Origin of the sequence: Achromobacter denitrificans NBRC 15125 (assembly GCF_001571365.1) — a bacterium.
Taxonomy (GTDB): Bacteria; Pseudomonadota; Gammaproteobacteria; order Burkholderiales; family Burkholderiaceae_B; genus Achromobacter; species Achromobacter denitrificans.
The window spans coordinates 115667-140387 of sequence record NZ_BCTQ01000011.1; the positions used below are offsets into that span (position 1 = coordinate 115667).

The 24721-nt window shown below is 69.2% G+C and carries 21 protein-coding genes and 1 pseudogene; 11 read left to right on the forward strand and 11 right to left on the reverse strand.

The features are described from left to right. Positions 1 to 6: 6 nt before the first annotated feature. Genes ADE01S_RS11815 through ADE01S_RS11825 form a run of 3 tightly spaced genes read right to left on the reverse strand, consistent with a single transcriptional unit; the run spans position 7 to position 3004 of the window. The gene (locus tag ADE01S_RS11815; protein ID WP_062681932.1) at positions 7 to 738 is read right to left on the reverse strand and encodes an SDR family NAD(P)-dependent oxidoreductase; all 732 of its coding nucleotides are present in this window, start codon (positions 736 to 738) and stop codon (positions 7 to 9) included. A gap of 42 nt (positions 739 to 780) precedes the next feature. Next, positions 781 to 2115: an MFS transporter gene (locus tag ADE01S_RS11820; RefSeq protein WP_062681887.1), complete on the reverse strand. Its 1335-nt coding sequence runs from the start codon at positions 2113 to 2115 to the stop codon at positions 781 to 783. Between the two features lie 19 nt (positions 2116 to 2134). Next, a complete protein-coding gene (locus ADE01S_RS11825) occupies positions 2135 to 3004 on the reverse strand; it encodes an alpha/beta hydrolase (RefSeq protein ID WP_338025361.1) in 870 nt (289 codons plus the stop codon). 220 nt (positions 3005 to 3224) lie between these two features. On the opposite strand from ADE01S_RS11825, the gene ADE01S_RS11830 reads away from it, so the two are divergent. Then, a complete protein-coding gene (locus tag ADE01S_RS11830) occupies positions 3225 to 4127 on the forward strand; it encodes a LysR family transcriptional regulator (RefSeq protein WP_062681889.1) in 903 nt (300 codons plus the stop codon). Between the two features lie 37 nt (positions 4128 to 4164). On the opposite strand, the gene ADE01S_RS11835 is transcribed toward ADE01S_RS11830, so the two are convergent. The 3 genes and pseudogenes from ADE01S_RS11835 to ADE01S_RS31560 all read right to left on the reverse strand — a co-directional run. After that, on the reverse strand, positions 4165 to 4755 hold the full coding sequence (locus tag ADE01S_RS11835) for a YceI family protein (RefSeq protein WP_062681890.1): 591 nt from the start codon (positions 4753 to 4755) through the stop codon (positions 4165 to 4167). A gap of 59 nt (positions 4756 to 4814) precedes the next feature. Beyond that, entirely contained in the window at positions 4815 to 5492 is a 678-nt protein-coding gene (locus ADE01S_RS11840) for an isochorismatase family protein (RefSeq protein ID WP_062681891.1), read from the reverse strand. Positions 5493 to 5742: 250 nt separating this feature from the next. Then, positions 5743 to 5874 (reverse strand): annotated as a pseudogene (locus tag ADE01S_RS31560) (LysR family transcriptional regulator); the annotation flags it as partial. A 167-nt stretch (positions 5875 to 6041) separates the two neighbouring features. Between ADE01S_RS31560 and ADE01S_RS11845 the strand changes: the two are divergent. The 6 genes from ADE01S_RS11845 (at position 6042) to ADE01S_RS11870 (ending at position 15082) form a co-directional block, all read left to right on the forward strand. Continuing rightward, positions 6042 to 7514, forward strand: coding sequence for a hypothetical protein (locus ADE01S_RS11845; RefSeq protein WP_062681892.1), 1473 nt, complete (start codon positions 6042 to 6044; stop codon positions 7512 to 7514). A gap of 146 nt (positions 7515 to 7660) precedes the next feature. Beyond that, positions 7661 to 9802, forward strand: coding sequence for a hydantoinase/oxoprolinase family protein (locus tag ADE01S_RS11850; protein WP_062681893.1), 2142 nt, complete (start codon positions 7661 to 7663; stop codon positions 9800 to 9802). Beyond that, positions 9799 to 11505 carry a hydantoinase B/oxoprolinase family protein gene (locus ADE01S_RS11855; protein WP_062681894.1) on the forward strand — a complete coding sequence of 569 codons (1707 nt, stop codon included), beginning with the start codon at positions 9799 to 9801 and terminating at the stop codon, positions 11503 to 11505. The genes ADE01S_RS11850 and ADE01S_RS11855 overlap by 4 nt, the downstream gene beginning before the upstream one ends. A gap of 78 nt (positions 11506 to 11583) precedes the next feature. Further along, positions 11584 to 13167, forward strand: coding sequence for an ABC transporter substrate-binding protein (locus tag ADE01S_RS11860; RefSeq protein ID WP_062681933.1), 1584 nt, complete (start codon positions 11584 to 11586; stop codon positions 13165 to 13167). A gap of 21 nt (positions 13168 to 13188) precedes the next feature. After that, positions 13189 to 14172, forward strand: a complete 984-nt coding sequence (locus ADE01S_RS11865) for an ABC transporter permease (RefSeq protein ID WP_062681895.1) — start codon at positions 13189 to 13191, stop codon at positions 14170 to 14172. Between the two features lie 25 nt (positions 14173 to 14197). Next, entirely contained in the window at positions 14198 to 15082 is an 885-nt protein-coding gene (locus ADE01S_RS11870) for an ABC transporter permease (RefSeq protein ID WP_062681896.1), read from the forward strand. Positions 15083 to 15096: 14 nt separating this feature from the next. Here the strand turns inward: ADE01S_RS11870 and ADE01S_RS11875 are convergent, their stop codons facing one another. From ADE01S_RS11875 to ADE01S_RS11885, 3 genes are all read right to left on the reverse strand, one after another. Continuing rightward, the gene (locus ADE01S_RS11875) at positions 15097 to 15657 is read right to left on the reverse strand and encodes a hypothetical protein (protein ID WP_062681897.1); all 561 of its coding nucleotides are present in this window, start codon (positions 15655 to 15657) and stop codon (positions 15097 to 15099) included. A 35-nt stretch (positions 15658 to 15692) separates the two neighbouring features. After that, the gene (locus tag ADE01S_RS11880) at positions 15693 to 16685 is read right to left on the reverse strand and encodes a PDR/VanB family oxidoreductase (protein WP_062681898.1); all 993 of its coding nucleotides are present in this window, start codon (positions 16683 to 16685) and stop codon (positions 15693 to 15695) included. Positions 16686 to 16776: 91 nt separating this feature from the next. Beyond that, on the reverse strand, positions 16777 to 18327 hold the full coding sequence (locus ADE01S_RS11885) for a Rieske 2Fe-2S domain-containing protein (protein WP_062681899.1): 1551 nt from the start codon (positions 18325 to 18327) through the stop codon (positions 16777 to 16779). A 190-nt stretch (positions 18328 to 18517) separates the two neighbouring features. Between ADE01S_RS11885 and ADE01S_RS11890 the strand changes: the two genes are divergently transcribed. Continuing rightward, positions 18518 to 19177, forward strand: a complete 660-nt coding sequence (locus ADE01S_RS11890) for a GntR family transcriptional regulator (RefSeq protein ID WP_062681900.1) — start codon at positions 18518 to 18520, stop codon at positions 19175 to 19177. 66 nt (positions 19178 to 19243) lie between these two features. Here ADE01S_RS11890 and ADE01S_RS11895 read toward each other — a convergent pair whose 3' ends face one another. Together ADE01S_RS11895 and ADE01S_RS11900 are read right to left on the reverse strand one after the other, a co-directional pair. Further along, a complete protein-coding gene (locus ADE01S_RS11895) occupies positions 19244 to 20563 on the reverse strand; it encodes an MFS transporter (protein WP_062681901.1) in 1320 nt (439 codons plus the stop codon). A gap of 79 nt (positions 20564 to 20642) precedes the next feature. Next, positions 20643 to 21485, reverse strand: coding sequence for a class II aldolase/adducin family protein (locus ADE01S_RS11900; protein WP_062681902.1), 843 nt, complete (start codon positions 21483 to 21485; stop codon positions 20643 to 20645). A gap of 113 nt (positions 21486 to 21598) precedes the next feature. Here ADE01S_RS11900 and ADE01S_RS11905 point away from each other — a divergent pair, with 113 nt between their 5' ends. The 3 genes from ADE01S_RS11905 (at position 21599) to ADE01S_RS11915 (ending at position 24555) form a co-directional block, all read left to right on the forward strand. Further along, the gene (locus ADE01S_RS11905; RefSeq protein ID WP_242663470.1) at positions 21599 to 22501 is read left to right on the forward strand and encodes a LysR substrate-binding domain-containing protein; all 903 of its coding nucleotides are present in this window, start codon (positions 21599 to 21601) and stop codon (positions 22499 to 22501) included. A 41-nt stretch (positions 22502 to 22542) separates the two neighbouring features. After that, the gene (locus ADE01S_RS11910) at positions 22543 to 23562 is read left to right on the forward strand and encodes a histone deacetylase family protein (protein ID WP_062681904.1); all 1020 of its coding nucleotides are present in this window, start codon (positions 22543 to 22545) and stop codon (positions 23560 to 23562) included. Between the two features lie 261 nt (positions 23563 to 23823). Continuing rightward, on the forward strand, positions 23824 to 24555 hold the full coding sequence (locus ADE01S_RS11915) for a FadR/GntR family transcriptional regulator (RefSeq protein ID WP_062681905.1): 732 nt from the start codon (positions 23824 to 23826) through the stop codon (positions 24553 to 24555). Positions 24556 to 24721 lie beyond the last annotated feature (166 nt).

Below are 24721 nucleotides of genomic sequence, written 5' to 3' on the forward strand. Positions count from 1 at the left end.
TGCTCCTCAAGTCCGGGATACGCCGCCGTCGACCAGCAGCACGTGGCCGGTGACGTAGGCGGAAGCCTGCGAGGCCAGGTACAGCGCCGCGTCGGCGATCTCCGCCGGCTGCCCCAGCCGCCGCGCAGGCAGGCGTTCGATGTATTCGGCGTAGGTGGCCGCGTCCGCGTGCATCCAGCTGCTCATCGGCGTTTCGATGAACCCCGGCGCGATCGCATTGACGCGCAGGCCCTTCGGGCTCCACTCCAGCGCCAGACACTGGGTCAGGTGCGCCACGCCCGCCTTGGCCGAGGCATAGTCCGCGCAGTTCGGACGCGGCTTCACGCCCGCATAGCTGGACAGGTTGATGATGGCGCCGCCGCCCTGCGGGATCATCTGCTTCGCGGCCGCCTGGGCGCCGAAGAACGTGCCCTTGAGATTGATGTCCAGGGTGCGCTGCCAGCCGGCCTCGTCCAGCTCCAGCGCGGGCATGCGTTCCATGAAGCCGGCGTTGTTCACCCAGATGTCCAGCGCGCCGTGCTCCGCCGAGACCGCCTGCGCCAGCGCATGCAGGGCCTGCGGCTGCGTGACGTCGAGTTCCCGGCGGTCGGCGTCCACGTCGGACAGCGCCGCCAGATCGCGGTCGGTGGCGACCACGGTCACGCCCTGCTTGCGCAGCGCCGCGACCACGGCGCGCCCGATTCCGCCGCCGGCGCCCGTGACCACTGCGACTTTGCCTGCCAGATCCGGATAGTTCATGTTGCTCATAAGTCGATGTAAAGAAAGATGGAAAGTTGGAAATCAGTTGAACGCCGGGCGCTTGGCGGCGAGGTCTTGCCGCGGCTGCCCGGGCAGGCCGATATCGTTCAGGTTCATGCCCGCCGTTTCCTTGATGAGGAAACCGCCGACGAACGCCATCAGGCCCAGCGCGCCCACGTAGGCGGTGTAGACCCAATCCAGCCCGTGCGCGCCCAGCCAGGTATTGATGTAGGGCGCGGTGCCGCCGAAGATGGCGACCGAAAGCGAGGAAATGAAGCCCACGCCCATGGCGCGCGCGCCGGTCGGCACCTGCTCGGCCACCACGGCCGGGAAGATCGCGGCCAGCAGCGCCCAGACCAGCAGTCCGATCAGCTGGGCCACGAACAGCGTCCAGGGCTGGTCCGTGACGAGGTGGGACACGGGGAAGACCGCCAGCGCCACCCCCAGCCCGAAGGCCATCACCATGGGCTTGCGACCGTAGCGGTCGGCCAGCCAGCCGCACACCGGCAGCCACAGCAGGCAGATCAGTTGGGCGATCAGGCTGGCGGTATAGGCGCCGGACGGATCCATGCCCTTGGTGGCGATCGCCGTGGCCGGCGCGAACGTGACCCAGGTGTAGTACGTGGCGTTGGACGCGGCGGCGATCATGACGATGTTGCGCGCGATCAGCCAGGCCTGGCGCTTGGTGATCTTCAGGCCGCCGCCCTGCTCGGCCTGGTGCTCGAACACGTCGCTCTCGCTCGCGCTGCGCCGCAGGAACAGCGCGTACACGCCCAGCAGCGCGCCGATCGCGAAGCCCACGCGCCAGCCCCATTCCTCCATCGCCGCCTTGCCCAGCCAGGACGTCAGCAGCGCGGCCAGCCCCGTGGCGGCCATGACGCCGAGCGTCACGCTCACGAACACGGAACTGGACCAGAAGCCGCGCCGGGACGCGGGCGCGATTTCGGCCACGTAGGTGTAGGCCACGCCGGACTCGCCGCCGTGGGCCAGGCCTTGCATCAGGCGGCAGGCGAACAGCAGGACCGAGGCGAGCACGCCGGCCTGCTCGTAGGTGGGCAGCACGGCGATGCCCAGGCTGGTCGACGCCAGCAGGCACATCGTGAGCACCAGCGTGAACTTGCGGCCGTAGCGGTCGCCGATGCGGCCGAACAGCCAGCCGCCCACCGGGCGGGCGAGAAAGCCGCCGGCGAACACCCCCAGTGTGGCCAGCAGCGCCGAGGTCGGGTCCGACGGGTCGAACAGGTTCATGGCCAGATAGGCCGAGAACGTGCCGTACAGCGTCCAGTCGAACCATTCGAGGGCATTGCCCACGGCCGCGGCGCGCAGCGAGGCCAGGCGGCGCCGGCGGTCTTGTGTCTCCATTGTTATCGTCGTCATTGTTGTCGTCCTTGGGGGATCAGCGCAGATGGCGCGCGAACCAGTCCGCGGCTTCGCGGCTGGTGCGGTCGAAGTGTTCGGTGTAGACCGAGTAATGGCCGCCGGGCAGCAGCAGGAGCTGCTTGGGCTGGTAGGCCGCGTTGAAGGCTTCCTGCTGCAGGTCGGCCGGCGTGAGGCCGTCGCCGGTGGCCACGATCATCAGCAGCGGCGTGGGCGCGATGCGGCGGATGTAGGCGGCCGGCTCGTAGGCGCGGGCCAGTTCCAGCGAACGCAAGGTGACCTCGTTCACCCAGGCCGGACAGCGCCGCGCCTCCCCGGTCATGTACTCGTACGAGTCGCGGCCGGGATAGGCCACCGGCGCCTCGGAATCCGCATCGACCATGCGCAGCGTGCCGGGCGGCTGGCCGGCGTCGCGGGCTTCGCGGTCGGCCTCGAACGCGGCCTGCAGCGCCTGCGCCTTGTCGTAGCGCACGCGCCGCTGGGCCGCCAGGAAACCGCTGGTGGTGGGCACCTGGCTCACCACGCATTTGACGCGCTTGTCGATGGCGGCCACGGTCAGCGCGTGCCCGCCGCTATAGCTGCTGCCCCAGATGCCGATGCGCTCCCGGTCCACCTCGGGGCGCCGGCGCAGATACGAAATGGCCGAGCGGAAATCCTGGATCTGCCGCTGCGGGTCGATCTCCTGGCGCGGCTGGCCGTCGCTGCGACCGAGATTGCGGAAGTCGAAGGTCAGCGCCGCCAGCCCCTGGTTGACGACGGCGGCGGCGTAATCCTCCAGGTCTCCGCCCGCCACCATCGACCAGCCATGCGCCAGCGCCACCGCGCCCACGGGGCCCGTCGCGGACTCGGGCAGGTAGAGCGTGCCGCGCACGCAATCCCCTTCCACCATGAATTCAATCGGCTCTGCCGATCCTTTTGCTTTCGGCCGTTCCGGCCTGGATTCCTGCATTCCTGTCTCCGTGGCGTTATAAATCGAGCGATGATTCAGCATCAGCAGGCCGAATTCTGCCGATCGCGCCGAACGGGAACAAGCGGTATTATTCGGCTCATCAATCGTTAATTCCGATTGATATACCCCTCCCCCTCCACGCCAGGAAAGCCCCCACGCCATGGATCTGCGCCAGTTCGATTGTTTTCTGATGGTGGCCGACACCCTGCACTTCGGCCGCGCCGCGGAGGCGCTGCACATGAGCCAGTCGTCGGTATCGGAGGCGGTCAAGGCGCTGGAGAGGACCCTGGGCGGCCCCTTGTTCGAGCGCAGCAGCCGGCGCGTCGCGCTGACCCCGCTGGGCGTCACCCTCAAGCGTGGCGCGGGGCCCGCCGTGATCATGCTCAAAAGCGCCATCGACGACTGCAAGCGCCAGGCCTCCGGCAAACCGCGCCATCTGCGCATCGGCTTCCTGGGCGGCGGCTTCTACGAGCTGTACCGCCCCCTGGTCACGGAATTCAAGGCGGCCCACCCGAACGTGGAACTGGAATTCCTGGAACTGACCTACGTGACGCACTATGCGGCCGTGGCGGACGGCACGGTCGACGTGGCCTTCTGCCGCTTGCCGCTGGGCGCGGACGGGCTCTGCCACGGCCCCATCGTGCTGCGCGACCAGCGCATGCTCTGCGTGCCGCACGACCACCCCTTCGCGGCGGCGACTTTACTGGATCCGGAAGTGCTGGGAGACGAGCGCCTGGTCCGCATGGTGCCGGGCTCGGTGAACGAGGAATGGCAGGAGTATCACTTTCCCCGGCATACGCCCAAGGGCCGGCCCATCGGCGACGGCCCCGTGGTGCGGACGATCCGGGAAGGCATCGCGGCGGTGAACACGCGCGAGGGCCTGCTGATGCTGACCAAGCGGGCGGCCAGCTACTACGCCACGCCCCAGATCGCGTTCGTGGAGATCGACCTGCCCGCCATGCCTTCGGCCCTGGTGCGCCGGGTCGACGACCATCGGCCCATCCTCCAGGAACTGGATGCGCTGCTGCTGCGCATCGCCGAACGCTACGGCGTGGCAGCTTGAACCGCGGTGTGCGTCGCGGTCTGAATTGCGGCGGCGTTCAGCGCGCCGCGTCGGCCACGGCTTCCACCGTGATGCGCAGCTGGACCTCGTCGCTGACGTCGGGCGCGTAGGCTTCCACGCCGAAATCGCTGCGCTTGAGCACCGTGGACGCGTCGAAGCCGATCGCCGGCCGCTGCGCCATCGGGTGCACGCCGGCCTTGTTCTGGCGGGCCTCCAGCACCACGGGCTTTTCACGGTCCTTGATGCGCAGCTTGCCGTGAATCAGCAGCCGCCCATTGCCCTTGTCCTCGACGGAGGTGCTCTCAAAGCCGATGGCCGGATACTGGCCGGCGGCGAAGAACTGCGGGCCGCGCAGCATTTCGTCCAGCTTGGCGATGTGCGAGGTGAAGCTCGCCAGCGGCACGTCCAGCTTGACGGACGAGGCGGAAGGCTGGGCCGCGTCGTAGCGGATCACGCCCTGGATGCCGCCCGCGTGCGCCGATGGCGTGGAGAAGCCCAGGTGGCTCCAGGTCACCACGACCTCGGTGTGTTCGGGGTCGATGCGGTAGTCCACGCCCGCGGCGGTAGCTTGCGCGGCGCCGCCGGCCAGCAAGGCCGCGAGCAGGAATCGATGGATGCAGGTTTTCATTGGGTTCCTGTTGGGTGAAGATGCCGCCCGGGCCGGCCGCCCGGACGGCGTGTCCGGATTTAGCGCTGCGAATCCAGCACTTCGTTATTCTTCACCACTTCCTGCGCTTTGCCATAGCTTTCGATCAAGAGCTGGTAAGCCGGGAACACCTTGGTATAGACCTCGGCCCATTGCAGCGCGTCCTCGCGGTTCCAGGTCTTTTGCAGTTCGGAGGCCACGGCCGCCGTATCCATCGGCACCACGCCCGCCTGCACCACGCGCGCCAGCGTGATTTCCTGCGCCATCTTGCTATAGGTGCCCGAGGCGTCGATCACCGCGAACACCTTGTAGCCCTCGGCCACGGCGCTGATGGCGGGGAACGCCATGCACACGCTGGTGATCGTGCCGGCGATGATGAGGGTCTTGCGGCCGGTCGCCTTCACGGCCTCGACGAATTCGGGGTTGTCCCAGGCGTTGATCTCGCCCTTGCGCGCCACGTACTTGGCGTGCGGCGCGTTGGCGTGGATTTCCGGGATCAGCGGGCCGTTCGGGCCTTGCGGCACGGACGCCGTGGTGATCACGGGCATCTTGGCCAGCGTGGCCATCGACGCGAGCGCGGCGGCGCGGGCGCGCAGCTCGGGCATGGGCATGTCGCCCACGGTCTGGAACAGGCCGCTCTGATGATCGACCAGCAGCATGACGGCGTCAGCGGGGTCGATGACGGGACGTTGGCCATTGAAGTTGGCGGGTGCGGACATGGAACTCTCCTTGATTGATAACCGGTGGCGCTGGGCCGTAGTGAGCCGGATTGGCTGCGTTCATATTAAAAATAGAACGACACCAGCGTAAGTTCCTAATTTGGTTATCAGCGTCCTATTTATAGGATTATCAAGCCCCATAGTTCCTGTTTGTGCGGCCGCTGGCGGCGCACTTCCGCCCACCGGCAGAGCCCAGCGTTTCGTCCATCGGCGATCGCTTTTTCTTGACGCCGGCCGCGGTCTACTCCTCCTATATCTGCCGGAAACGCTCCACCAGGAAATCGATCAGGCTGCGCACCGACGGCAAGAGGCCGCGGCGCGACGGGAACACGGCATCGATGATCTCGCGGCACGGCGCCCAGTCGGACAGCACATGGACCAGCCCAGACGCAGGACGCAGCGTACGTTTCCGCCGTCTTCCAAAGCGGCCCGTCCTGGTGCAGGAATTCCCCTTCGCCCCGCTGGCCCGCGGCAGCGGCCGGCGCGCTGTCGGCATACACTGCTACGCGCATCGCGCCACCCGGCCCACGCCTCGCGGACATTTCCCCAATGACGTACCTACTCTGGTCCCTGCCTGCCCTGACCGTCATCGCCGCCATCGCCAGCGGACGCTTGAGCACCACCGCCGCGGCCATCCTGGGCCTGGCTGCGGCGATCCCCGTCGCGCTGTCCACGGCCCCCGCGGCGTTCGGCGGCGGCGAGCTGGGGCTGGCGCTCGCGCGCGGCCTCTGGATCGGCGGCATCATCACGCCCTACATCCTGGGCGGGCTGCTGTTCTGGCACATGGCCGCGCAGAGCCGCGCCCCGGCCGCCCGCGCCGCCGTCCCCGGCCCGGGCGACGCGCTGGCGCGGCGCAGGCTGCTGTTCTTCGCCTGTTTCCTGGTGGGCCCTTTCGCCGAATCCGCCACCGGCTTCGGCGTCGGCATGCTGGGCACCGTCCTGCTGATCCGGCCGCTGAACCTGCAGCCCCGCGAAACCATGGTGTTCGCGCTGCTGAGCCAGACGCTGATCCCCTGGGGCGCCATGGGCAGCGGCACACTGCTGGCCTCGGCCTATGCGCGCGTGCCGGCTTTCGAGCTGGCGCTCTACAGCATGGTGCCGGTGGCCTTGCTGATGGCGCTGTGGATGGCGCTGTACTGGCGCACCGCGGCGCGCGCCGGCCTGCGCGCGCCCACGTCGGAATGCTGGCGCGAAGCGGGCTGGATGGCCGCCAGCCTGGCGGCGCTGGCCGCCGCCACCGCCGTGCTCGGGCCCGAGACCGCGCTGCTGTCGGCCTACGGCCCGCTGATCGTATTGCGCTTCGCGCTCGACCGCCGCCCCGGCCGCGCGCAGCTGCTCGCCGCGGCGCGCAGCGCCCTGCCCTACATCCTGATGATCGCCTGGCTGGTGGCGACCAGGCTGCTGCCTGGGCTGAACCGCGGCCTGTCCGCGCTGGGCGCGTTCAACCCGTTCACCGACCTACCCGCCTGGAAACCCTTCCTGCACGCGGGCAGCTGGCTCATCGCCGGCGCGCTGGCCATGGCGGCGCTGCGGCGCCAGCCGCGGGTGTTGGCCGGGCAGGCGCGCGCCGCCTGGACCACCGGCCGCCATGCCGTGTATTCGGTTTTCCTGTTCGCGATGATGGCCGAGGTGCTCGCGGGCGCGGGCATTTCGCAGGCCTTCGCCGACGGCCTGTTCGCCAGCCTGCGCGACTGGACCGTCCTGATCACGCCCATCCTGGCCGGCGCGTTCGGCATCCTGGCCAATAGCGGCAACGCGCCCAACAGCCTGTTCATGTCGTCCCAGCTCTCGCTGGCGCTGCAGGCCGGCCTGAGCGTGCCGGGCGCCGCGGCGCTGCTGCACGTCTCGGGCACCTCGCTGGGGATTTTCTCGCCGGTCCGGATGTCGATCGCCGCCGGGCTGGCCCACGGCCGGGGCCAGGAGCGCGGCGTTTACGTGATGCTGCTGCCCTATGCGCTGGCCGCGTTCGGCGTGCTGCTTTGCCTGGCGCTGCTGCTGGCGCTGTCGGGCAGCCCGGGCTGATCCGCGCGGGTAGACGCCCCGCGCTTTTTTCCGCATATGCAAACTCGAAATCCGTCGTTCAAGCCGCGGCCGGGACTGCTTAGCATCACCGGTCTTGGCCCGCTTCCGTCTCGCGGGCCCCCACGACCGGATTCCCGTTGCCGCATATGCCTACTCCCTCTGCCCCGGACGCCGCGCCCGCCTTGCGCGTCGCCGTCGACGTCGGCGGTACCTTCACCGACATCGTGCTGGAAAGCGGCCCCCGCCGCTGGTCCGCCAAGCTGCTCACCACCCCGGACACGCCCGAGACCGCCGTGCTCCAGGGCATCCAGGAACTGCTCGACCGGGCCGGCGCGAGCTGGCCGCGGATCGACCTGCTGATTCTCGGCACCACGCTGGCCACCAACGCGCTCATCGAGCGCAAGGGCGCCCGCACCGCCCTGCTGACCACGGCGGGTTTCCGCGACCTGGTGGAAATCGGCCTGGAAGACCGCTACGCGCAATACGACATTTTCCTGGACAAGCCCGAGCCCCTGGTGCCGCGCCCGTGGCGCCACGGCATCACCGAGCGCGTGGACGCGCAAGGCCGCGTGCTGACGCCGCTGGACGAAGCGCAGGTCATCGCGCTGGCCCGCGAGCTGACGGAGGCCGGCATCGAAAGCGTGGCGGTCTGCCTGCTGCACAGCTACGCCCATCCCGAACACGAGCGCCGCATCCGCGAGCTGCTGCGCGCCCATGCGCCCGGGCTGTGGATCTCGCTGTCCTCGGACGTCTGCGCCGAGATCCGCGAATATCCGCGCCTGTCGACGGTCAGCGCCAACGCCTACGTCCAGCCCCAGGTGTCCGGCTATCTGCGGCGCTTCAACGACGCGGCCCGCGAACGCGGCCTGCGCGAGGAGCCGTTCCTGATGACTTCGGGCGGCTCCATCGCCACCCTGCAGACCGGCATCGAAGAGCCGGTGCGGCTGGTGGAGTCCGGCCCGGCCGGCGGCGCCATCCTGGCGCAACAGATCGCGCAGCAGACCGGCGCGGCGCGCGCGCTGTCCTTCGACATGGGCGGCACGACGGCGAAGATCTGCTACATCGACGACTACGAGCCGCAGGTCAGCCGCAGCTTCGAGTTCGGACGCGTGCACCGCCACCTGAAAGGCTCGGGCCTGCCCATCCGCATTCCCGTGATCGAGATGGTGGAGATCGGCGCCGGCGGCGGCTCCATCGCGCGAATCAATCACCTGGGCTCGCTCCAGGTCGGCCCCGACAGCGCCGGATCCGCGCCGGGCCCCGCGGCCTACGGCAACGGCGGCACCCTGCCCACCGTGACGGACGCCCACGCCGTGCTGGGCACCCTCACGCCGGAACGCTTCGCCGTGGGCAAGGTTGCGCTACGTCCCGAACTGGCGCGGGAGGCGATCCAGGCGCACCTGGCCGCGCCCGCCGGACTCGACACGCCGCAGGCGGCGCATGCCGTCGTCGAAGTGGTCAGCGAGAACATGGCGAACGCCGCGCGCGTGCATGCCTCGGAGCTGGGCAAATCGGCCGACGAGCATGTGCTGATCGCGTTCGGCGGCGCCGCGCCGCTGCACGCGGCCGGCCTGGCGCGCAAGCTGGGAATCGCTCGCGTGGTGATCCCGGAATCGGCCGGCGTGGGCTCCGCCGTGGGCTTTCTGTGGGCGCCCATCGCCTACCAGGCGGTGCGCAGCTTCCACCAGCGCCTCGCGCAGGTGGACCATGCGGCGGTGCAGGCCCTGCTGGACGAGCTGGCCGCGGGCGTGGACGCGGTGGTGCGGCGCGCGGCGCCCGACGTCGCCCTGCGCCACAAGCGCGTGGTCTTCATGCGCTACAGCGGCCAGGGCCATGAAATTCCGGTGGACCTGCCCGACGGCCCGTTCGACGCCGCCGCCGGCGCGCGGCTGGCGGAGGCCTTCGCGCAACGCTATGCCCAACTCTACGGGCGCAACCTGCCCCACGTGGCCGTCGAGGCCGTGAGCTGGTCCATCGCCGCGCAGGCCGGCGAGCGCCGCGTGCCCGAAGCCGACCGCATCGCCGACGGCCCCGCCACCGCGGCCCGCCAGGCGGGCACGCGCAGGCTCTACGACTTCGAAGGCGACGGCTGGATCGAGGCGCCCTGCTTCGAACGCGCCGCGCTCGACGCCGAGCAGAAGGTGACGGGCCCGGCCCTGGTGGTCGAGGACGAAACCACCACCTTCGTGCCCGCCGGCTTCGAGGCCCGCCGCAGCCGCCTCGGCTCGCTGGTGCTGGACGACCTCCGCGCCGCGCGCCTCCCCAACGACAAGGAAATCGCATCATGAGCACGCCCTCGAAACCCGCCGCCCAGCAGCGCATCCGCTACCAGCTGGCCTGGAACCGGCTGCTGTCGGTGGTGGAAGAACAGGCCCAGGTATTGATCCGCTCGGCGTTCGGCACCGCGACGCGCGAAGCCGGCGACCTGTCGGCCGGCGTGTTCCTGCCCGACGGGCGCATGATCGCGCAGGCCGTGACCGGCACGCCGGGCCACGTCAACGCGATGGCCGAGTCGGTCAAGCACTTCCTGAAGGTCTTCCCGCCCGAATCGCTGCGCGACGGCGACGTGCTGCTCACCAACGATCCGTGGAAAGGCACCGGCCACCTCTTCGACATGACGATGGTGTCGCCCGTGTTCCACGAGGGCGCGCTGGTGGCGCTGTTCGCCTCGACCCTGCACGTGATCGACATCGGCGGCATCGGCAGCAGCGCCGACGGCCTGGAGGTCTACCACGAAGGGCTGTTCCTGCCCATCCTGCGCTTCTTCCGCCAGCACGAGGTGGATCCGGGCGTGCTCGCCATCATCCGCGCCAACGTGCGCGAACCCGAGCAGGTCGAGGGCGATCTGTACGCGCTGGTGGCCTGCAACGATATCGGCGGCCGCCGCCTGAAATCGCTGCTGGCGGAGTTCCGCCTGGCCGACCTGGAAGCGCTGGGCGGCTACATCATCGAGCAGTCGGCGCGCGCCATGCGCCAGGCCATCGCCCTATGGCCCCAGGGCAGCTGGCGCAACACGCTGGTGATCGACGGCTACGACGCCCCCATCACGCTGGAAGCCAGCGTCACCATCGAGGCCGACCGCATCCTGGTGGACTTCGACGGCAGCTCGCCCAGCGTGGCCCGCGGCATCAACGTGGTGAAGGCCTACACCGACGCCTACACGTCCTTCGGCATCCGCTGCCTGATCGGCGCCGACGTGCCGAACAACGCCGGCTCGCTGTCGGTGGTCGAGGTGTCCGCGCCGGAAGGCTCCATCCTGAACGCGCGCTTTCCGGCGGCGGTGACCGCCCGGCACATCATCGGCCAGCTGCTGCCCGACGCCGTCTTCGGCGCGCTGCGCCAGGCGCGCCCGGACCAGGTGCCGGCCGAAGGCGCCTCGTCCCTGTGGAACCTGCACCTGGTGGGCGGCGAGCCGCTGGCCGGGGCGAGCGCGGCGGAACAGGCCGCGCTGCTCGCCGGCCCGCGCTTCAACGCCACCAGCTTCTCGACCGGCGGCACCGGCGCCCGGCCGGGCAAGGACGGGCTGTCGGCCACGTCCTATCCCAGCGGCGTGCGCAACGTTTCCCTTGAAATCCTGGAAAGCGCCAACCCCCTGGTCTTCAAGCGCAAGGAGTACCGCCAGGACTCCGGCGGCGCGGGCGCGTTGCGCGGCGGCCTGGGACAGACCATCGAGCTGCGCCATGCCGATCCGCAGGCCGCGATGATCATCGCCGCCGCCTTCGATCGCGTGCGGCATCCGGCGCGCGGCGCCCTGGGCGGCCAGGCCGGCGCAGGCGGCCAACTGGCGCTGGCCGGCGGCCGCGCGCTGCAGGCCAAGGGCAGGCAACTGGTGCCCGCCGGCGAACGGCTGGTCGTGCACACGCCCGGCGGCGGCGGACTGGGCGACCCCGCCACCCGCGACCCCGCCCGGCTCGAACGCGACGTGCGCGACGGGCTGGTCAGCGCCGGCCAGGCGCTCCATGCCTACCGGCAGGCGGCCGCCCGGCCCTGAGCCCGCCCGCCGCCTCGCCCTCATGCTCCCGGGCTCCGCCCGGGCGCTTTTCCCAGACTTCGATATCCGTTGCCCATCATGACCTTTCCTCGCCGTTCCTTTCTCCACCTGACCCTGGCCGGCGCGCTGCTCGCGCTGGCCCCCGCCGTCCATGCCGAACCGGTCCGCGGCGGCACCCTGACGCTGCTGCTGCCCTCCGAGCCCACCGCCCTGGTGACCGTGGGCAACGTCGCCACCCCGATCCTGAGCGTGAGCGCCAAGGTGACGGAGGGCCTGCTCAAGTACGACTACGACCTCAAGCCCGAACCCCAGCTGGCCACGGCATGGCAGGTCAGCCCGGACGGCACCGTGTACACCTTCACGCTACGCCAGGGCGTCAAGTGGCATGACGGCAAGCCCTTCACCGCCGCCGACGTGGCCTACTCGATCGACCTGCTCAAGCGCATCCACCCGCGCGGCCGCAACACCTTCGCCAACGTGACCGCCATCGAAACGCCGGACGACCATACCGTGGTCCTGCGGCTGTCCAAGCCCGCGCCGTATCTGATCCGCGCCTTCGTCGCCACCGAAACGCCGATCGTGCCCAAGCACGTCTACGACGGCACCGACCCGCTGTCCAACCCGGCCACGTCGGCGCCGATCGGCACCGGCCCCTACAAGTTCAAGGAATGGGTGCGCGGCAGCCATATCGTGTACGAGCGCAATCCGGACTACTGGGACCAGCCCAAGCCCTACATCGACCGCCTGATCGTGCGCATCGTGGCCGATCCGGCCGCCGCCGCCATCGCCTTCGAGACCGGCACGGTGGACCTGGGCTATCGCACGCCCGTGCCGCTGGCCGACCTGGCCCGGCTGAAAACCGTGCCGTCGCTGCGTTTCGAGACCAAGGGCAACAGCTATTCCTACAACGTCACCCGGCTGGAATTCAATCTGGACGATCCGCACTTCAAGAACGAGAAGGTGCGCCAGGCGGTGGCGCACGCGGTGGATCGCAACGTCATCCTGAAGGTGGTGAACTACGGCGTGGGCCAGGTGGCCTATTCGCCCATCGCCCCGGGCCTGAAGACCTACAACGACCCCGCGCCCACGCCCTATCCGTACGACCTGAAGCGCGCCAACGCGCTGCTCGACGAGGCCGGCTATCCCAAGGGCGCCGACGGCGTGCGCTTCCGCGTGCCGCTGGACTACAACCCGATCGGCTCCGACGGCGCCCGCCTGGCCGACTACCTGCGCACCACGCTGGCCCGCGTGGGCATCGCGGCGGTGGTCCGCTCGCAGGATGCGTCCGCCTTCATCAAGCGCGTCTACACCGACCGCGATTTCGCCTTCACCACCAACGGCGCCAGCAACCTGTTCGACCCCACGGTGGGCGTGCAGCGCCTGTACTGGTCCCGGAACTTCATCAAGGGCGTTCCGTTCTCCAACGGCACGCACTACCAGAACCCGCGGGTGGACGCGCTGCTGGAAGGCGCTGCGGTGGAGAACGATCCGGCGCGCCGCGTCGAACTGTTCAAGGAATTCCAGCAGATCGTGGCGCGCGAGGTGCCCGATCTGAACCTGTACCAGCCGGAATTCATCACCATCGCGAACCAGCGCGTGCACGACCACTCGCTGACCGCCGACGGGGTGGAGTCCAACCTGGCGGACGTGTACCTGCAATAAGCCGCCACGGACTGCGCCGCCATGACTACCCTACGCGCCCTCCAGACGCTCGCGCGCTCCCTGCTGCAGGCGGTTCCCACCGTCGTCGGCGTCGTCCTGCTCAGCTTCTTCCTGCTGCAGGCGGTGCCGGGCGACGCCGCCGACGTCATCGCCGCCGAATCGGGGTCCGCCACCGAGGCCAGCATGGCCGCCATGCGCAGCCACTTCGGCCTGGACCAGCCCGTGCTGCGGCAGCTGCAAGCCTACGTGCGCAACCTGTTCGAGCTGAACCTGGGCATCTCGCCCCGGTACAACCTGCCGGTGTCGGACCTGATCTTCAGCCGGCTCGGCAACACGGTGCTGCTGATGTTCAGCGCCCTGGGCTGCGCGCTGGCGGCGGGCATCGCGCTGGGCGCGCTGATGGCGAGCTTCGTGGGGCGCTGGCCCGACCGCGTGCTCTCGCTGGCCGCGCTGCTGCTGTACTCCACCCCCGGCTTCTGGCTGGGCCTGATGGCCATCATCCTGCTGTCGGTGCAACTGGGCTGGCTGCCGCCGGGCGGGGTCTCCACCATCGGCTCCTCGGCCACCGGCCTGGCGCATGCGCTGGACGTGGCGCGCCACCTGGTCCTGCCCACGCTGGCGTTGGCGGGATTCTACGTCGCCATCTTCGCGCGACTGACGCGGGCATCCATGCTGGAAGTCAGCCGCCAGGACTTCGTGCGCACGGCCCGGGCCAAGGGCCTCACGCCCTGGGCGGTGGCGCGCCGCCACATCCTGCGCAACGCGCTCATCCCCGTGACCACGGTGGCCGGGCTGAACTTCGGCACGCTGCTGGGCGGCGCCGTGGTGGTCGAGACGGTTTTCAGCTGGCCCGGTCTGGGCCGCCTGGCCTACGAATCCGTCATGGCCCGCGACTACGTCGTGCTGCTCGGCATCCTGGTCCTGTCCTCGCTGCTGGTCATCCTCGCCAACCTGCTGGTCGACCTGCTGCACGCCCTGCTGGACCCGCGCATCCGCGTCCGCTGAACCCCCGCTCCCGATCTTATCCGCCATGTCCGCGAACGCTTCCTCCCTGCCCGCACCCGCCCCCAGCCTGCCCCGGCCGCGCTCGGGCGCGCTGCGCCGCCTCCTGGCCAATCCCGCCGCCGTGGCGGGCGGCTTCCTGCTGCTGCTGATCCTCCTGGCCGCGGTCACGGCCCCCTGGATCTTTCCCCACGATCCGCTGGACATGGTCGGCCCGCCCATCCTGTGGCCCGGCCAGGATCCGGCCTTTCCGCTGGGCACCGACACCATGGGGCGCGACATCGCCGCCGGCCTCGCGCATGGCGCCCGCGTATCGTTGGCGGTGGGCGTGACCGCCGCGCTGCTGAGCCTGGCCATCGGCATCGCGGTGGGCGCGGCCGCGGGCTATGCGGGCGGCTGGGTCGACGCCGTGCTCATGCGCGCGACCGAACTGCTGCAGACCATCCCCTCGTTCCTGCTGGTGGTCGTCATCGTCGCCATCGGCCGGCCCTCGGTGGCGGTGATCGCCCTGTCCATCGGCGTGGCCTCCTGGCCCGTGGTGGCGCGGCTGGTGCGCGCCGAATTCCGCTCCCTGCGCGAAGCGGAATTCGTGCAGGCGGCGCGCAGCATCGGCTTCAGCCATTTCCGCATCGCCCTGCTGGAAATCCTGCCCAACGCGCTGCCGCCCGTGATCGTCACCACCTCGGTGCTGGTCGCCAACGCCATCCTCATCGAATCGGCCCTGTCCTTCATGAACATGGGCGACCCCAACGCGGTCTCCTGGGGCAGCATGATCGGCGACGCCCGCGAAATGCTGCGCACCGCCTGGTACCTGGCGGCGCTGCCCGGCCTGTCCATCGTGCTGACGGTGCTGTCGCTCAACCTGCTGGGCGACGCGCTGAACGACGCCTTCAATCCGCGCCTGGCCGCGTAAGTCGGCCGGCCCATTCAAGCGTCCGCCGGATCGCCGCCCAGCCAGGCGCAGGCGAACATCGTCCCGGACCCGGCATCGCGGCTGGCATACAGCGTGTCCGCGCGGACCTGCCCCCGCCCGCGGTCCTGCGCGAAGCGCCGGTAGCCCTCCATAGCGTCCTCGCCCGGGCCGCCCTGCACCGGCACCACGGCATATCCCGCGAGATAGCGCGCGGCCTGCCTCAAGGCCAGCGCGGCGTCCTCGCGCAGCCGGGGCGCGCCGGCGCCGGCCGCGGCGCGGACCACGATGGACACCAGCCCCTGGTCGCTGCGCGCCAGTATCCAGGCGGCCTCGGCATCCGGGCCGCACGCGCTCCCGGGCGCGGCGCGCACCAGGCCGCTCAGGCGCGACAGGTGCAGGCCTTGCTCCAGGAGCAGGCAGGCAGCGCGAGGCAGCGCCTCGTCCCGCATCCAATGCGCGAACGGCGACGCGGAGCACGAAGCCGCCGGCATCGAGAACCCCGTTTCGCCCAGCAGCAGAAATCCGTGCTCGGGGGACGGCCCGGATCGCGCGGTCAGGTAATCGGCCAGGATCATGTGCGTCTCCCTGCGTGTCGAGCGGGCCTCAGGCCCTAGATGTCCAGCACCAGCAAGTCGCTCTTGGCCCGCGACACGCACACGGTCAGGTAGTGCTGCTGGTCCGAGGCATCCAGCACATAGTCCTGGTGATCCACCTCGCCCGACAGGTAGCGCACCTTGCAGGTCGCGCACAGACCGGCCTCGCACGAGGTTTCGATGCCGATCCCCTCGGCGCGCAATACGTCGGCGATGCTGCGGTCCGCGGGCACCTCCAGGCATTGCCCGGTGCTGGCGATCTCGATCCGGAAGCTCCCGTCGGCGGCGGGCGATGCCGGATCGGGCACGCGCTCGGGCGCCTTGAAATGCTCGCAATGAACGGTGCCGGTCGGCCAATGCGCGGCCGCCTTCGCGCACGCGGCCATGAAGCCGGCCGGGCCGCAATAGTAGAGATGCGTGCCCGCCGCCGGCGCGCCGTCCAGCAAGCCCGCGATGTCCAGGCCGCGTGCCGGATCGCCGTCATCGAAATGCAGGCGCAGGCGCGATTCGCCCAGCATGGCGGCCAGCTCGCCGCCGAAGGCGGCCGCGCCCGCGTCGCGCGCGCAGTAGTGCAGCTCGAAGTCCGCGTCCGCCGCCTGCAAGGCATGGGCCATGGATTTGATCGGCGTGATGCCGATGCCGCCGGCCAGCAGCACCACTTTGCGCGCGTCCGGCTCCAGCCGGAAATGGTTGCGCGGACGGCTGATCCGCACGCGGTCCTGCACGCGCAGCCGGTCGTGGGCGCGCTGCGAACCGCCGCGCCCCTGGGCGTCGCGCAGCACGGCGATCACGTAGCGATGCCTTTCGCCGGGCGGATTGCACAGCGAATACTGCCGCAGCACGCCGTCGCCCAGGTGGAGGTCGATATGCGCCCCCGCCGAGAACGGCGGCAGTTCCCCCCCTTCCGGATCCACGAATTCGTATGAATGGATGTTCCTGCCTTCATAGCGGACCTGCCTCAGGAACACGTCCAGCTCCGCCGCCTGGTCGGCCGCCGTTTCGCTCTTCATCCTCTTGTCTCCTCACGCTTTGCCTCGGGGCCGCGCCCCCGCCGGATGGCGAGGGCGCCTTCGCGCCCGGCGCCGGCGAATCCCGCCGTCCTCAGCCCTCGCGGGCCGACCGTTCCAACGCTTCCAGGCGCTCGCGCACCAGGGCGGCGCGCTCCTCGCCCCTGAGGTGCTCGCATTCGGTCAGGATCGCGACGATGCCCTTGGAAATGCGGCGGCGTTGCGCCACCTCGTCCTTGATGTCGGCCGCCTGCGGAATCTCCAGCACGTTGCCCGAGCAGTAGCTGTTGGGCGCCCCGGCCACCGAGCGCAGCCATTCGGCGAATCCGGCGGGGCCGGCCGCGGGGTTGGAACCCCGCACCGCGTCGCGCAGCAGTTTGCGGAACATATACAGCCCGGCGTCGAACTTGGTGGGGTTCTCCAGCGCATGCACCGCGATCGGCCGCTGGCTGATGATGGCCTCGTAGTCGCCGGGCGCGTACTGCGCTTCCTTGTAATTGGCCCGCTCGCGATGGTTGGCGGGAATCGGAGGCATGTCTTCCAGCTTGTACTGGCCGAAGCGTTCCGGGCGCCGCATGGCCACCTGGCCCTCCAGGAAGTCGATGGTCTCGTAGCCCACCCACTCCTTCTTGCCCACGCCGCGCGTGTCGATGCCCGGCCCCATGACGCGCCAGCCGATCATCTTGCTGTTCTCGTCGTCCACCGGCACGGTCCAGCGGATGATGTGGAAGCGGCTGAACAGTTTCTTCCTGGAGCCGTCTTCCGAGGTGTAGGCGTGCAGGCTCAAGTTCGGCAGGGCCTGGTGCTGGACCCGGATGAAGAGGCGGTCGCGGTCGACCCGGCGCGCGCCCGCGCAGGCCAGGCTGCGGCCGTTCTGCACCGGGATGAATTGCATATCGGGCGCCACTTCCATCGACGCCGCCCCGACTTCGTCGAAGGTCGTGCCCTGGTAATGCCCCCCCACCACGTTCTTGCCGGCATGCAGGGCCGTCGGGTGATAGTTGTCGGCCGCGTTGTCCTGCACCTGCAGCCAGTTGCAATGCTGGAAATTGCTGAACGGCACCAGTTCGTCGCCGGGCAGCACGGTGAAATCGCCTTCCCACTCGGGGAAAGGCGGCTCTTCGTCCGGCGGCCCCATGTAGGCGAAGACCAGGCCGTTGCGCTCCACGGCCTTGTAGGCCCCTTGGCGGATGGAGCACGCGTATTTCTCGGCTTCGGCCTCTTCGCCGGCGGGGAACGGCACGTGCAGACAGGTGCCGTCCACGTCGAACACCATGCCGTGGTAGCAGCATTGGATGCCGCGCTCCTGGATCGCGCCGTACTCCAGCGACGCGCCGCGGTGCACGCAATGCGCATGCAGCACGCCCACCCGGCCGCTGCCGTCGCGGAACGCCACCAGTTCTTCGGTCATGATCTTCAGGAAACGCGGCGTGTCGGTCAGTTCCATCGACATGCAGATCGGATGCCAGAAGCGGCGCATGTACTCGCCCGTGGGCGTGCCCGGGCCGGTTTCGGTCAGCTCCGGATCGTGGCCCACCGTCCGGTTGGTGTAGTAGCCGCCATAGGGGATCAGCTTTTTCACCGTGCCCTGGCCGGCGCCGCCCGTGCCTGCCGCGCCGTCGCGCTTATCCATCAATTTGCTCATGTCCCGTCTCCTGAATGCGGCTGGCGCCGCGTTGGTTGGCTGATCGTAAATTCAGAATACCGAAGTCTGTATACAGACTTTAAAAGCGTTTGGACGCATTGATCATTCGGGTTAACACCGATCAAACGCGACGATTGACGCTCTGCATGCCCACCTGTACTCTGAATTCAAAGTACAAATGCACAGGCTTATGACGCTCAAATTCGACAAAATCCAGGTCCGGCCCGACTACGTGGACGAGGTCTACCGGGTGTTGCTGGACGCCATCAGCGACGGCTCCCTGGCCCCCGGCACCCGGCTCACGCAGGAAGACATCGCCGAGCAATTCGCCGTCTCCCGCTCCCCCGTTTTGCAGGCCCTGCGCCTGCTCAAGAAAGACGGGCTGGTGCAGGACGCGCCGGGCCGCGGGGTGCTGGTCGCCCCGCTGGACCTGGAGTGGATCGGCAAGCTCTACGAGGTCCGCGGCGCGCTGGATGCGCTGGCCGCCAAGCTCGCCGTCCAGCGCGGCGCGCGCATCGACAAGCGCCTGATCGCGCAGGGCCAGGAAGCCTCCCGCGGCAAGGACGTCAAATCGATGATCGACGCCGACATCGCCTTCCACAACGCCGTCTACCAGGCTTCCGGCAACTCGCTCATCGCCGACAGCGCGCATCTGCACTGGGTGCACCTGCGCCGCGTGATGGGCGAGGTGCTGCAATCCTCCACCGAGCGCGAATCGATCTGGCAGGAACACGAGGCCATCGCCGACGCCATCAACGCCGGCGACGGGGCCCGCGCCGTGGCGCTGTCCGACGAGCACGCCGAGCGCGCCCGCCGCAACCTGCTCGAACGCCTGGGCGAAATCCTGTAGGGCCGCCGGCGCCCGGCCGCGGCGATCCTCGCCGGAACTTGCGCGCGGATGCATGGCCCCGCGCCCTCAGGAACGCGCCGCCGGCGCGGTATTGACGTCCTTGGCCGGAACCAGGAAGGTCAACAGGCTGCCCAGCACCATGCTGGCGGCGATGCCGACGATGCCGCCGCCCGTCGACCCCGTGGTGGTCTGCATCCAGCCGATCAGATAGGGGCTGATCACGCCGGAAATGCTGCCGACGGAATTGGCCAGCGCGATGCCCGCCGCGGCCGCCGCGCCGCCCAGGATCGCCGGGGGCACCGCCCAGAATTGCGAGATGGTGGTCATCACGCCCATGGTGCCGGCCGTCAGCGCGATCATGGCCAAGACGGTGTTGTTGGCATAGCGCACGCTCAGGCACAAGGCGATCGCCCCGATCACGCCCGGCACCGCCAGGTGCCAGCGCCGTTCGCCCCGCGAGTCGGAGCTCTGCCCCACCAGGATCATCGCCAGGGTCGCGGCGGCATACGGCAGGGCCGACAGCAGGCCGATGTCCATCGTGTCCGACACGCCCGCCGCCTTGACCAGCGACGGCAGCCAGAAGCTCACGCCGTACAGGCCCATCGTGAAGCAGAAGTAGATCGCGCTCAGCAGCAGGATGCGCGGACTGAGCAGGCCGTCGCGCAGCGTATGCAGTTTGTTCTGCCCGGCGCCGTCCTCGCGCAGATTGCGTTCGATGAGGGCCTTCTCCTGCTCGCTCAGCCATTTCGCGTCGGCCACCCGGTCGTCCAGGAAGAAGAATGCCGCCACGCCGATCAGCACCGTGGGTATGCCTTCCAGCAGGAACAGCCACTGCCAGCCCGCCAGCCCGTGCGCGCCGCCCATCGACGACATGATCCAGCCCGACAAGGGGCCGCCCACCACGCCCGACATGGGAATGCCGGTGAGGAACAGCGCCGTCACCTTGCTGCGCTGGCTGGAGGGGAACCAGTAGGTCAGGTAGAGCAGGATGGCGGGAATGAACCCGGCTTCCGCCACGCCCAAGAGGAAACGCATGACGTAGAAGCTGGTGGGCGTGGTGACGAACATCATCGCCGCCGAGATCAGCCCCCAGGTCACCATGATGCGCGCGATCCAGCGCCTGGCCCCCACGCGTAGCAGGATGAGATTGCTGGGCACCTCGAACATCAGGTAGCCCACGAAGAAAATGCCCGCTCCCAACCCGTATACCGCTTCGCTCATGCCCAGGTCGTTGAGCATTTGCAGCTTGGCGAAGCTGACGTTGACGCGGTCCAGGTAGGCGCAGAGATAACAGAGGAACAGGAACGGCAGCAGCCGCCACATCACTTTGGAATAAATGGCCTCTTCGGACCGGGGCGCATACCCGGCGTGGCTGGAAATGCTCATGGCGATTTGTCTCCGTCGATATCGTCTGCGCGCCGTCTGACGCGGCGCGGGCGGGCGGGCGCGGGAAGGCGCCCCGGCGTCAATCCAGCATGTCGGGCTGGGTCGCGACCAACTGGTCCCAGATGGCCTGGAAGTGCAGCCATCCGATGTATTCGCTGCCGACGTGCTCGCGGCTGTAGCGCGCCCGCTCCTCGGTCACCAGGCGCGGCTTGATGCCCGTGGCCTCGACCATCATCTGCTGCTGGCAGCACCGTTCCAGCGCGATGAACCAGAACGCGGCCGCCTCGATGCTGTGCCGGCTGGCCGTGAGCAGGCCGTGGTTCTGGTGGATCGCGGCCTTGACGCCGCGAAACGCGTTGGCCACCTTGTGGCCCGCCTTGACCTCCACCGCGACCTGCCCGGCCTCGTCGCCGATGACGACGTGATCTTCGTAGAAGGCCGCGGCATCCTGGCTGATGGGTTCCAGCGGGCGGCCCAGCGCCGCGAACGCCGTGCCGTGGACGGTGTGCGCATGGCACATGGCGACGATGTCCGGATGCGCCTCGTGGACCGCCGCGTGCAGCACGAAGCCGGCGCGGTTCACGGCATGGCGCCCTTCCACCACGCGCCCTTCGTGGTCGGCCAGTATCAGGTTCGATACCTTGACCTGCGAAAAGTGGACGGCCATGGGGTTGGTCCAGTACACGCCGGGGTTTTCCGGATCGCGCACCGTCAGGTGTCCGGCGAACCCGTAGTCGAAGCCTTGCAGCGCGAATGCGCGGCAGGCCACCGCCAGGCGTTCCTTCAGATGCCGCCGATGCTCCGCGTGGGACGCGAACACCGGCAGTTCGGGATAGATCAGCCCTTCCTGCTCAGGCTGATAGATGGAGATCCGGCCATTGAGATCGATGGCGGGACGCGCTTTTTCCAATACGGCCGACATGGCTGCTCCTTTCTGCTGTTCGGGGTGGAGACTATGTTCGGCGCCGCCCAATCCTTTGACAAACGATGGTTGTTCATGGAAAGATGAATCCCATTCACCTGAAAGGCGGCCCCGTGCGACGCGTTCCAAACTTCGTCTTGCTGCGCGCTTTCGAAGCCGCGGCGCGCTTGCAGAGCTTTGCGCTGGCCGCCCAGGAACTGCACCTCACGCCCTCGGCCATCAGCCACCAAGTCAAGGAGCTGGAGCAGTATTTCGGCCGCAAGCTGTTCCTGCGCCGCAACCGCCGAGTCGAACCCACCCCCGAGGCCGTGCGCCTGCTGGAAAGCCTGACCCGCGTGTTCGACGTGGTCGAAGCCGCCTGCGCCGAAGTGGCGCTGGCCCCGCAAGCCCAGGTGCTGGCGCTGCATTGCGCGCCCAGCTTCGCCGCGAAATGGCTGGGGCCGCGCCTGAGCGACTTCACCCAGGCGCATCCCCGCATCACGATCCGGCTGACCACCGGCGCCGAACCGCTGGACCTGACCCGCGCGAACGAAATCGACGTGGCGGTCTCTTACGGCAGCGCGCTGGAACGGGCCGGCATGCAGACCGTGGCGCTGGGGCGCGAGCCCATCCTTCCCCTGTGTTCGCCCGAACTGGCGCGCTCCGACCTACCCGCGCGGCAACTGATTTCGCGCCTGACCCTGATCGACTCGCAACTCAGCCGGGTGACCTGGAGCGACTGGTTCGCGGCCAACGGCCTGCATCTGCCCGACACGCCGCGGCCCTCGTTCGACCGGGCCGCCATGGCCATCGCCGCGGCCGTGGACGGCATGGGCGTGGTGCTGGAAAGCGCCCGGCTGGCGGCCAGGGAAATCGGGCGCGGCGAGCTGGTGGAGCTGGGCTGCGGCGAGTTTCCCGAGGTCCAGCGCGAGACGCATTTTCTGTCGTACCGCGCCAGCGAGGCCAAGCGCGAGAAGGTCCGGGAATTCATCGATTGGCTGCTCGATATTGCCGGCCTGGGCGCCGCGGCCGTATAAGTTCATCATCGCAACCACTTCCAGAGCGAGGGGCATCAAGCATGAAGGCGTATTTCCACGACGATCAGAAACTGCACCATCCCCAGACCTATTTCTCGCGGGGCAAGATGCGCACCCCGCAGGAAGTGCCTTCGCGCCTGGACGCGCTGGCGCAGGCCGCCCGCCGGCTGGGCTTCGACGTGCAGCCCCCGCCCGACCGGGGCGCCGGCGCGATCTCCGCCGTCCACACGCTCGATTACCTGCGTTTCCTGCAAGGCGCCCATGCCGACTGGAAGCAGCTGCCCGAGGACTGGGGCGACGAGGTCGTGTCCAACGTCTTCGTGCGCGAGCCCAACTCGCTGCGCGGCGTGCTCGCCCAGGCGGCCCGCTACCTCGCGGACGGCAGCTGCCCGGTGGGGCCGCACACCTGGCATTCCGCCTACTGGTCGGCGCAATGCGCGATCGCGGGCGCGGACGCACTGCTGGCCGGAGACCGCCAGGCCTACGCCATCTGCCGGCCGCCCGGCCACCATGCCCGGCGCGACGCCGCGGGCGGCTTCTGCTACCTGAACAATGCCGCGATCGCCGCCCAACACTTGATCTCGCGGTTTCCGCGCGTGGCCATCCTGGACACCGACATGCACCATGGCCAGGGCATCCAGGAAATCTTCTACGAGCGCAGCGACGTGCTGTACGTGTCCATCCACGGCGATCCGCGGAATTTCTATCCGGTCGTGGCCGGCTTCGAGGACGAGCGCGGCGCTGGCGAAGGCTACGGCTACAACATCAACCTGCCCATGCCCCACGGCTCGCCGGAATCGGTGTTCTTCGACAAGCTGGCCCAGGCGCGCCGCGCCATCGAATTGTTCCAGCCCGACGCGCTGGTCCTGTCCCTCGGTTTCGACATCTTCGAGAAGGACCCGCAGGCCAAGGTCGCGGTCAGCGAAAGCGGCTTCGAGCGGCTGGGCCGGGAAGCCGGCGCCCTGGGGCTGCCCTGCCTGATCGTGCAGGAAGGCGGCTATTACATCGAAGGGCTGGAATCGAACGCGGCCCGCTTCTTCGGCGGCCTGGCCTCGGCCTGAAGGCGCGTCCCCGCCGCCGCGCGCGACACGCCGGGCGGCGGCCCGCCGGAAGTTGGGCTCCCGTAGTGGTTTTCCCTAGAAATCAATAAATTGCGGATCTTCCCGGTTCACAAGCCGGGATGCCGCCGGTACATTTCGTCCAGTGGCCTGACCACTGGGCCACCAGATAGCCAGGCCCTAAGGCGGCAAGCCGCCCATGGCAAGACAAGTCCGCGCAGACCCATTACGCTCTACGTCCCGACCCACCACCCCGACGCAACGATGACCGCTCTCCAGGCCGTAGCCTCCACCCGCCTCTATCGCATGATTGCCGACCAGATCGCCGCGCGCATCAAGGCGGGCGATTTCCCCGCAGGCGGCAGGCTGCCCGCCGAACGTGAGCTGGCCGAGCAGCTGCAGGTCAGCCGCGCCTCCGTGCGCGAGGCGCTGATCGCGCTGGAAATCGAGGGCTATGTGGAAGTGCGCGTGGGCACCGGGGTGTTCGTCAACGCGCTGCGCGAAGACGGCCAGTTGCAGCCGCCGCAGGCGTCCGCGCCCGCCGACGGCGCCGAGGCCACCGACATCGGGCCGTTCGACCTGCTGGAGACCCGCCTGCTGATCGAACCCGAATGCGCGGCCCTGGCGGCGCAGAAGGCCTCGCCGGCGCAGATCGCCGCGATCCGCGCGGCGCACGAAAGCATGTCCCTGACCGAATCGCCCAGCGTGCACGACCGCGCCTTCCACGGCGCGATCGGCGCGGCCTGCGGCAACGCGGCCCTGGCCGCGGCGATTTCCCACATCTGGCACCTCAGCACGCTGAGCCCGGTATTCCATCGGCTGGAAGAACACTTCGTGACCACCAAGGTGTGGAGCGAAGCCCAGCAAGAGCACGAACGCATCCTCGCGGCCATCGTCGACCGCGATCCCATCCGCGCCCGCCATGCCATGCACGACCACCTGGTCGGCATCCTGGCGCGCCTGCGGGAAGACTTCGGCAGCGTTGGGATCCGATGAACCGATGACCCGCTAACCCTCGCCGGGCGCCCTGGCGCCCGCCCCTCCCCTCCGACCGTGCATGCACCGCCGGCGCCCTGGCGCCGCCCGCGGCAAGGGGAGCGGCTTGCCCGCAGATACGCAGTTCCGCAGCACCCGCAGTCCCCGTAAGTCATATACCTAAAAC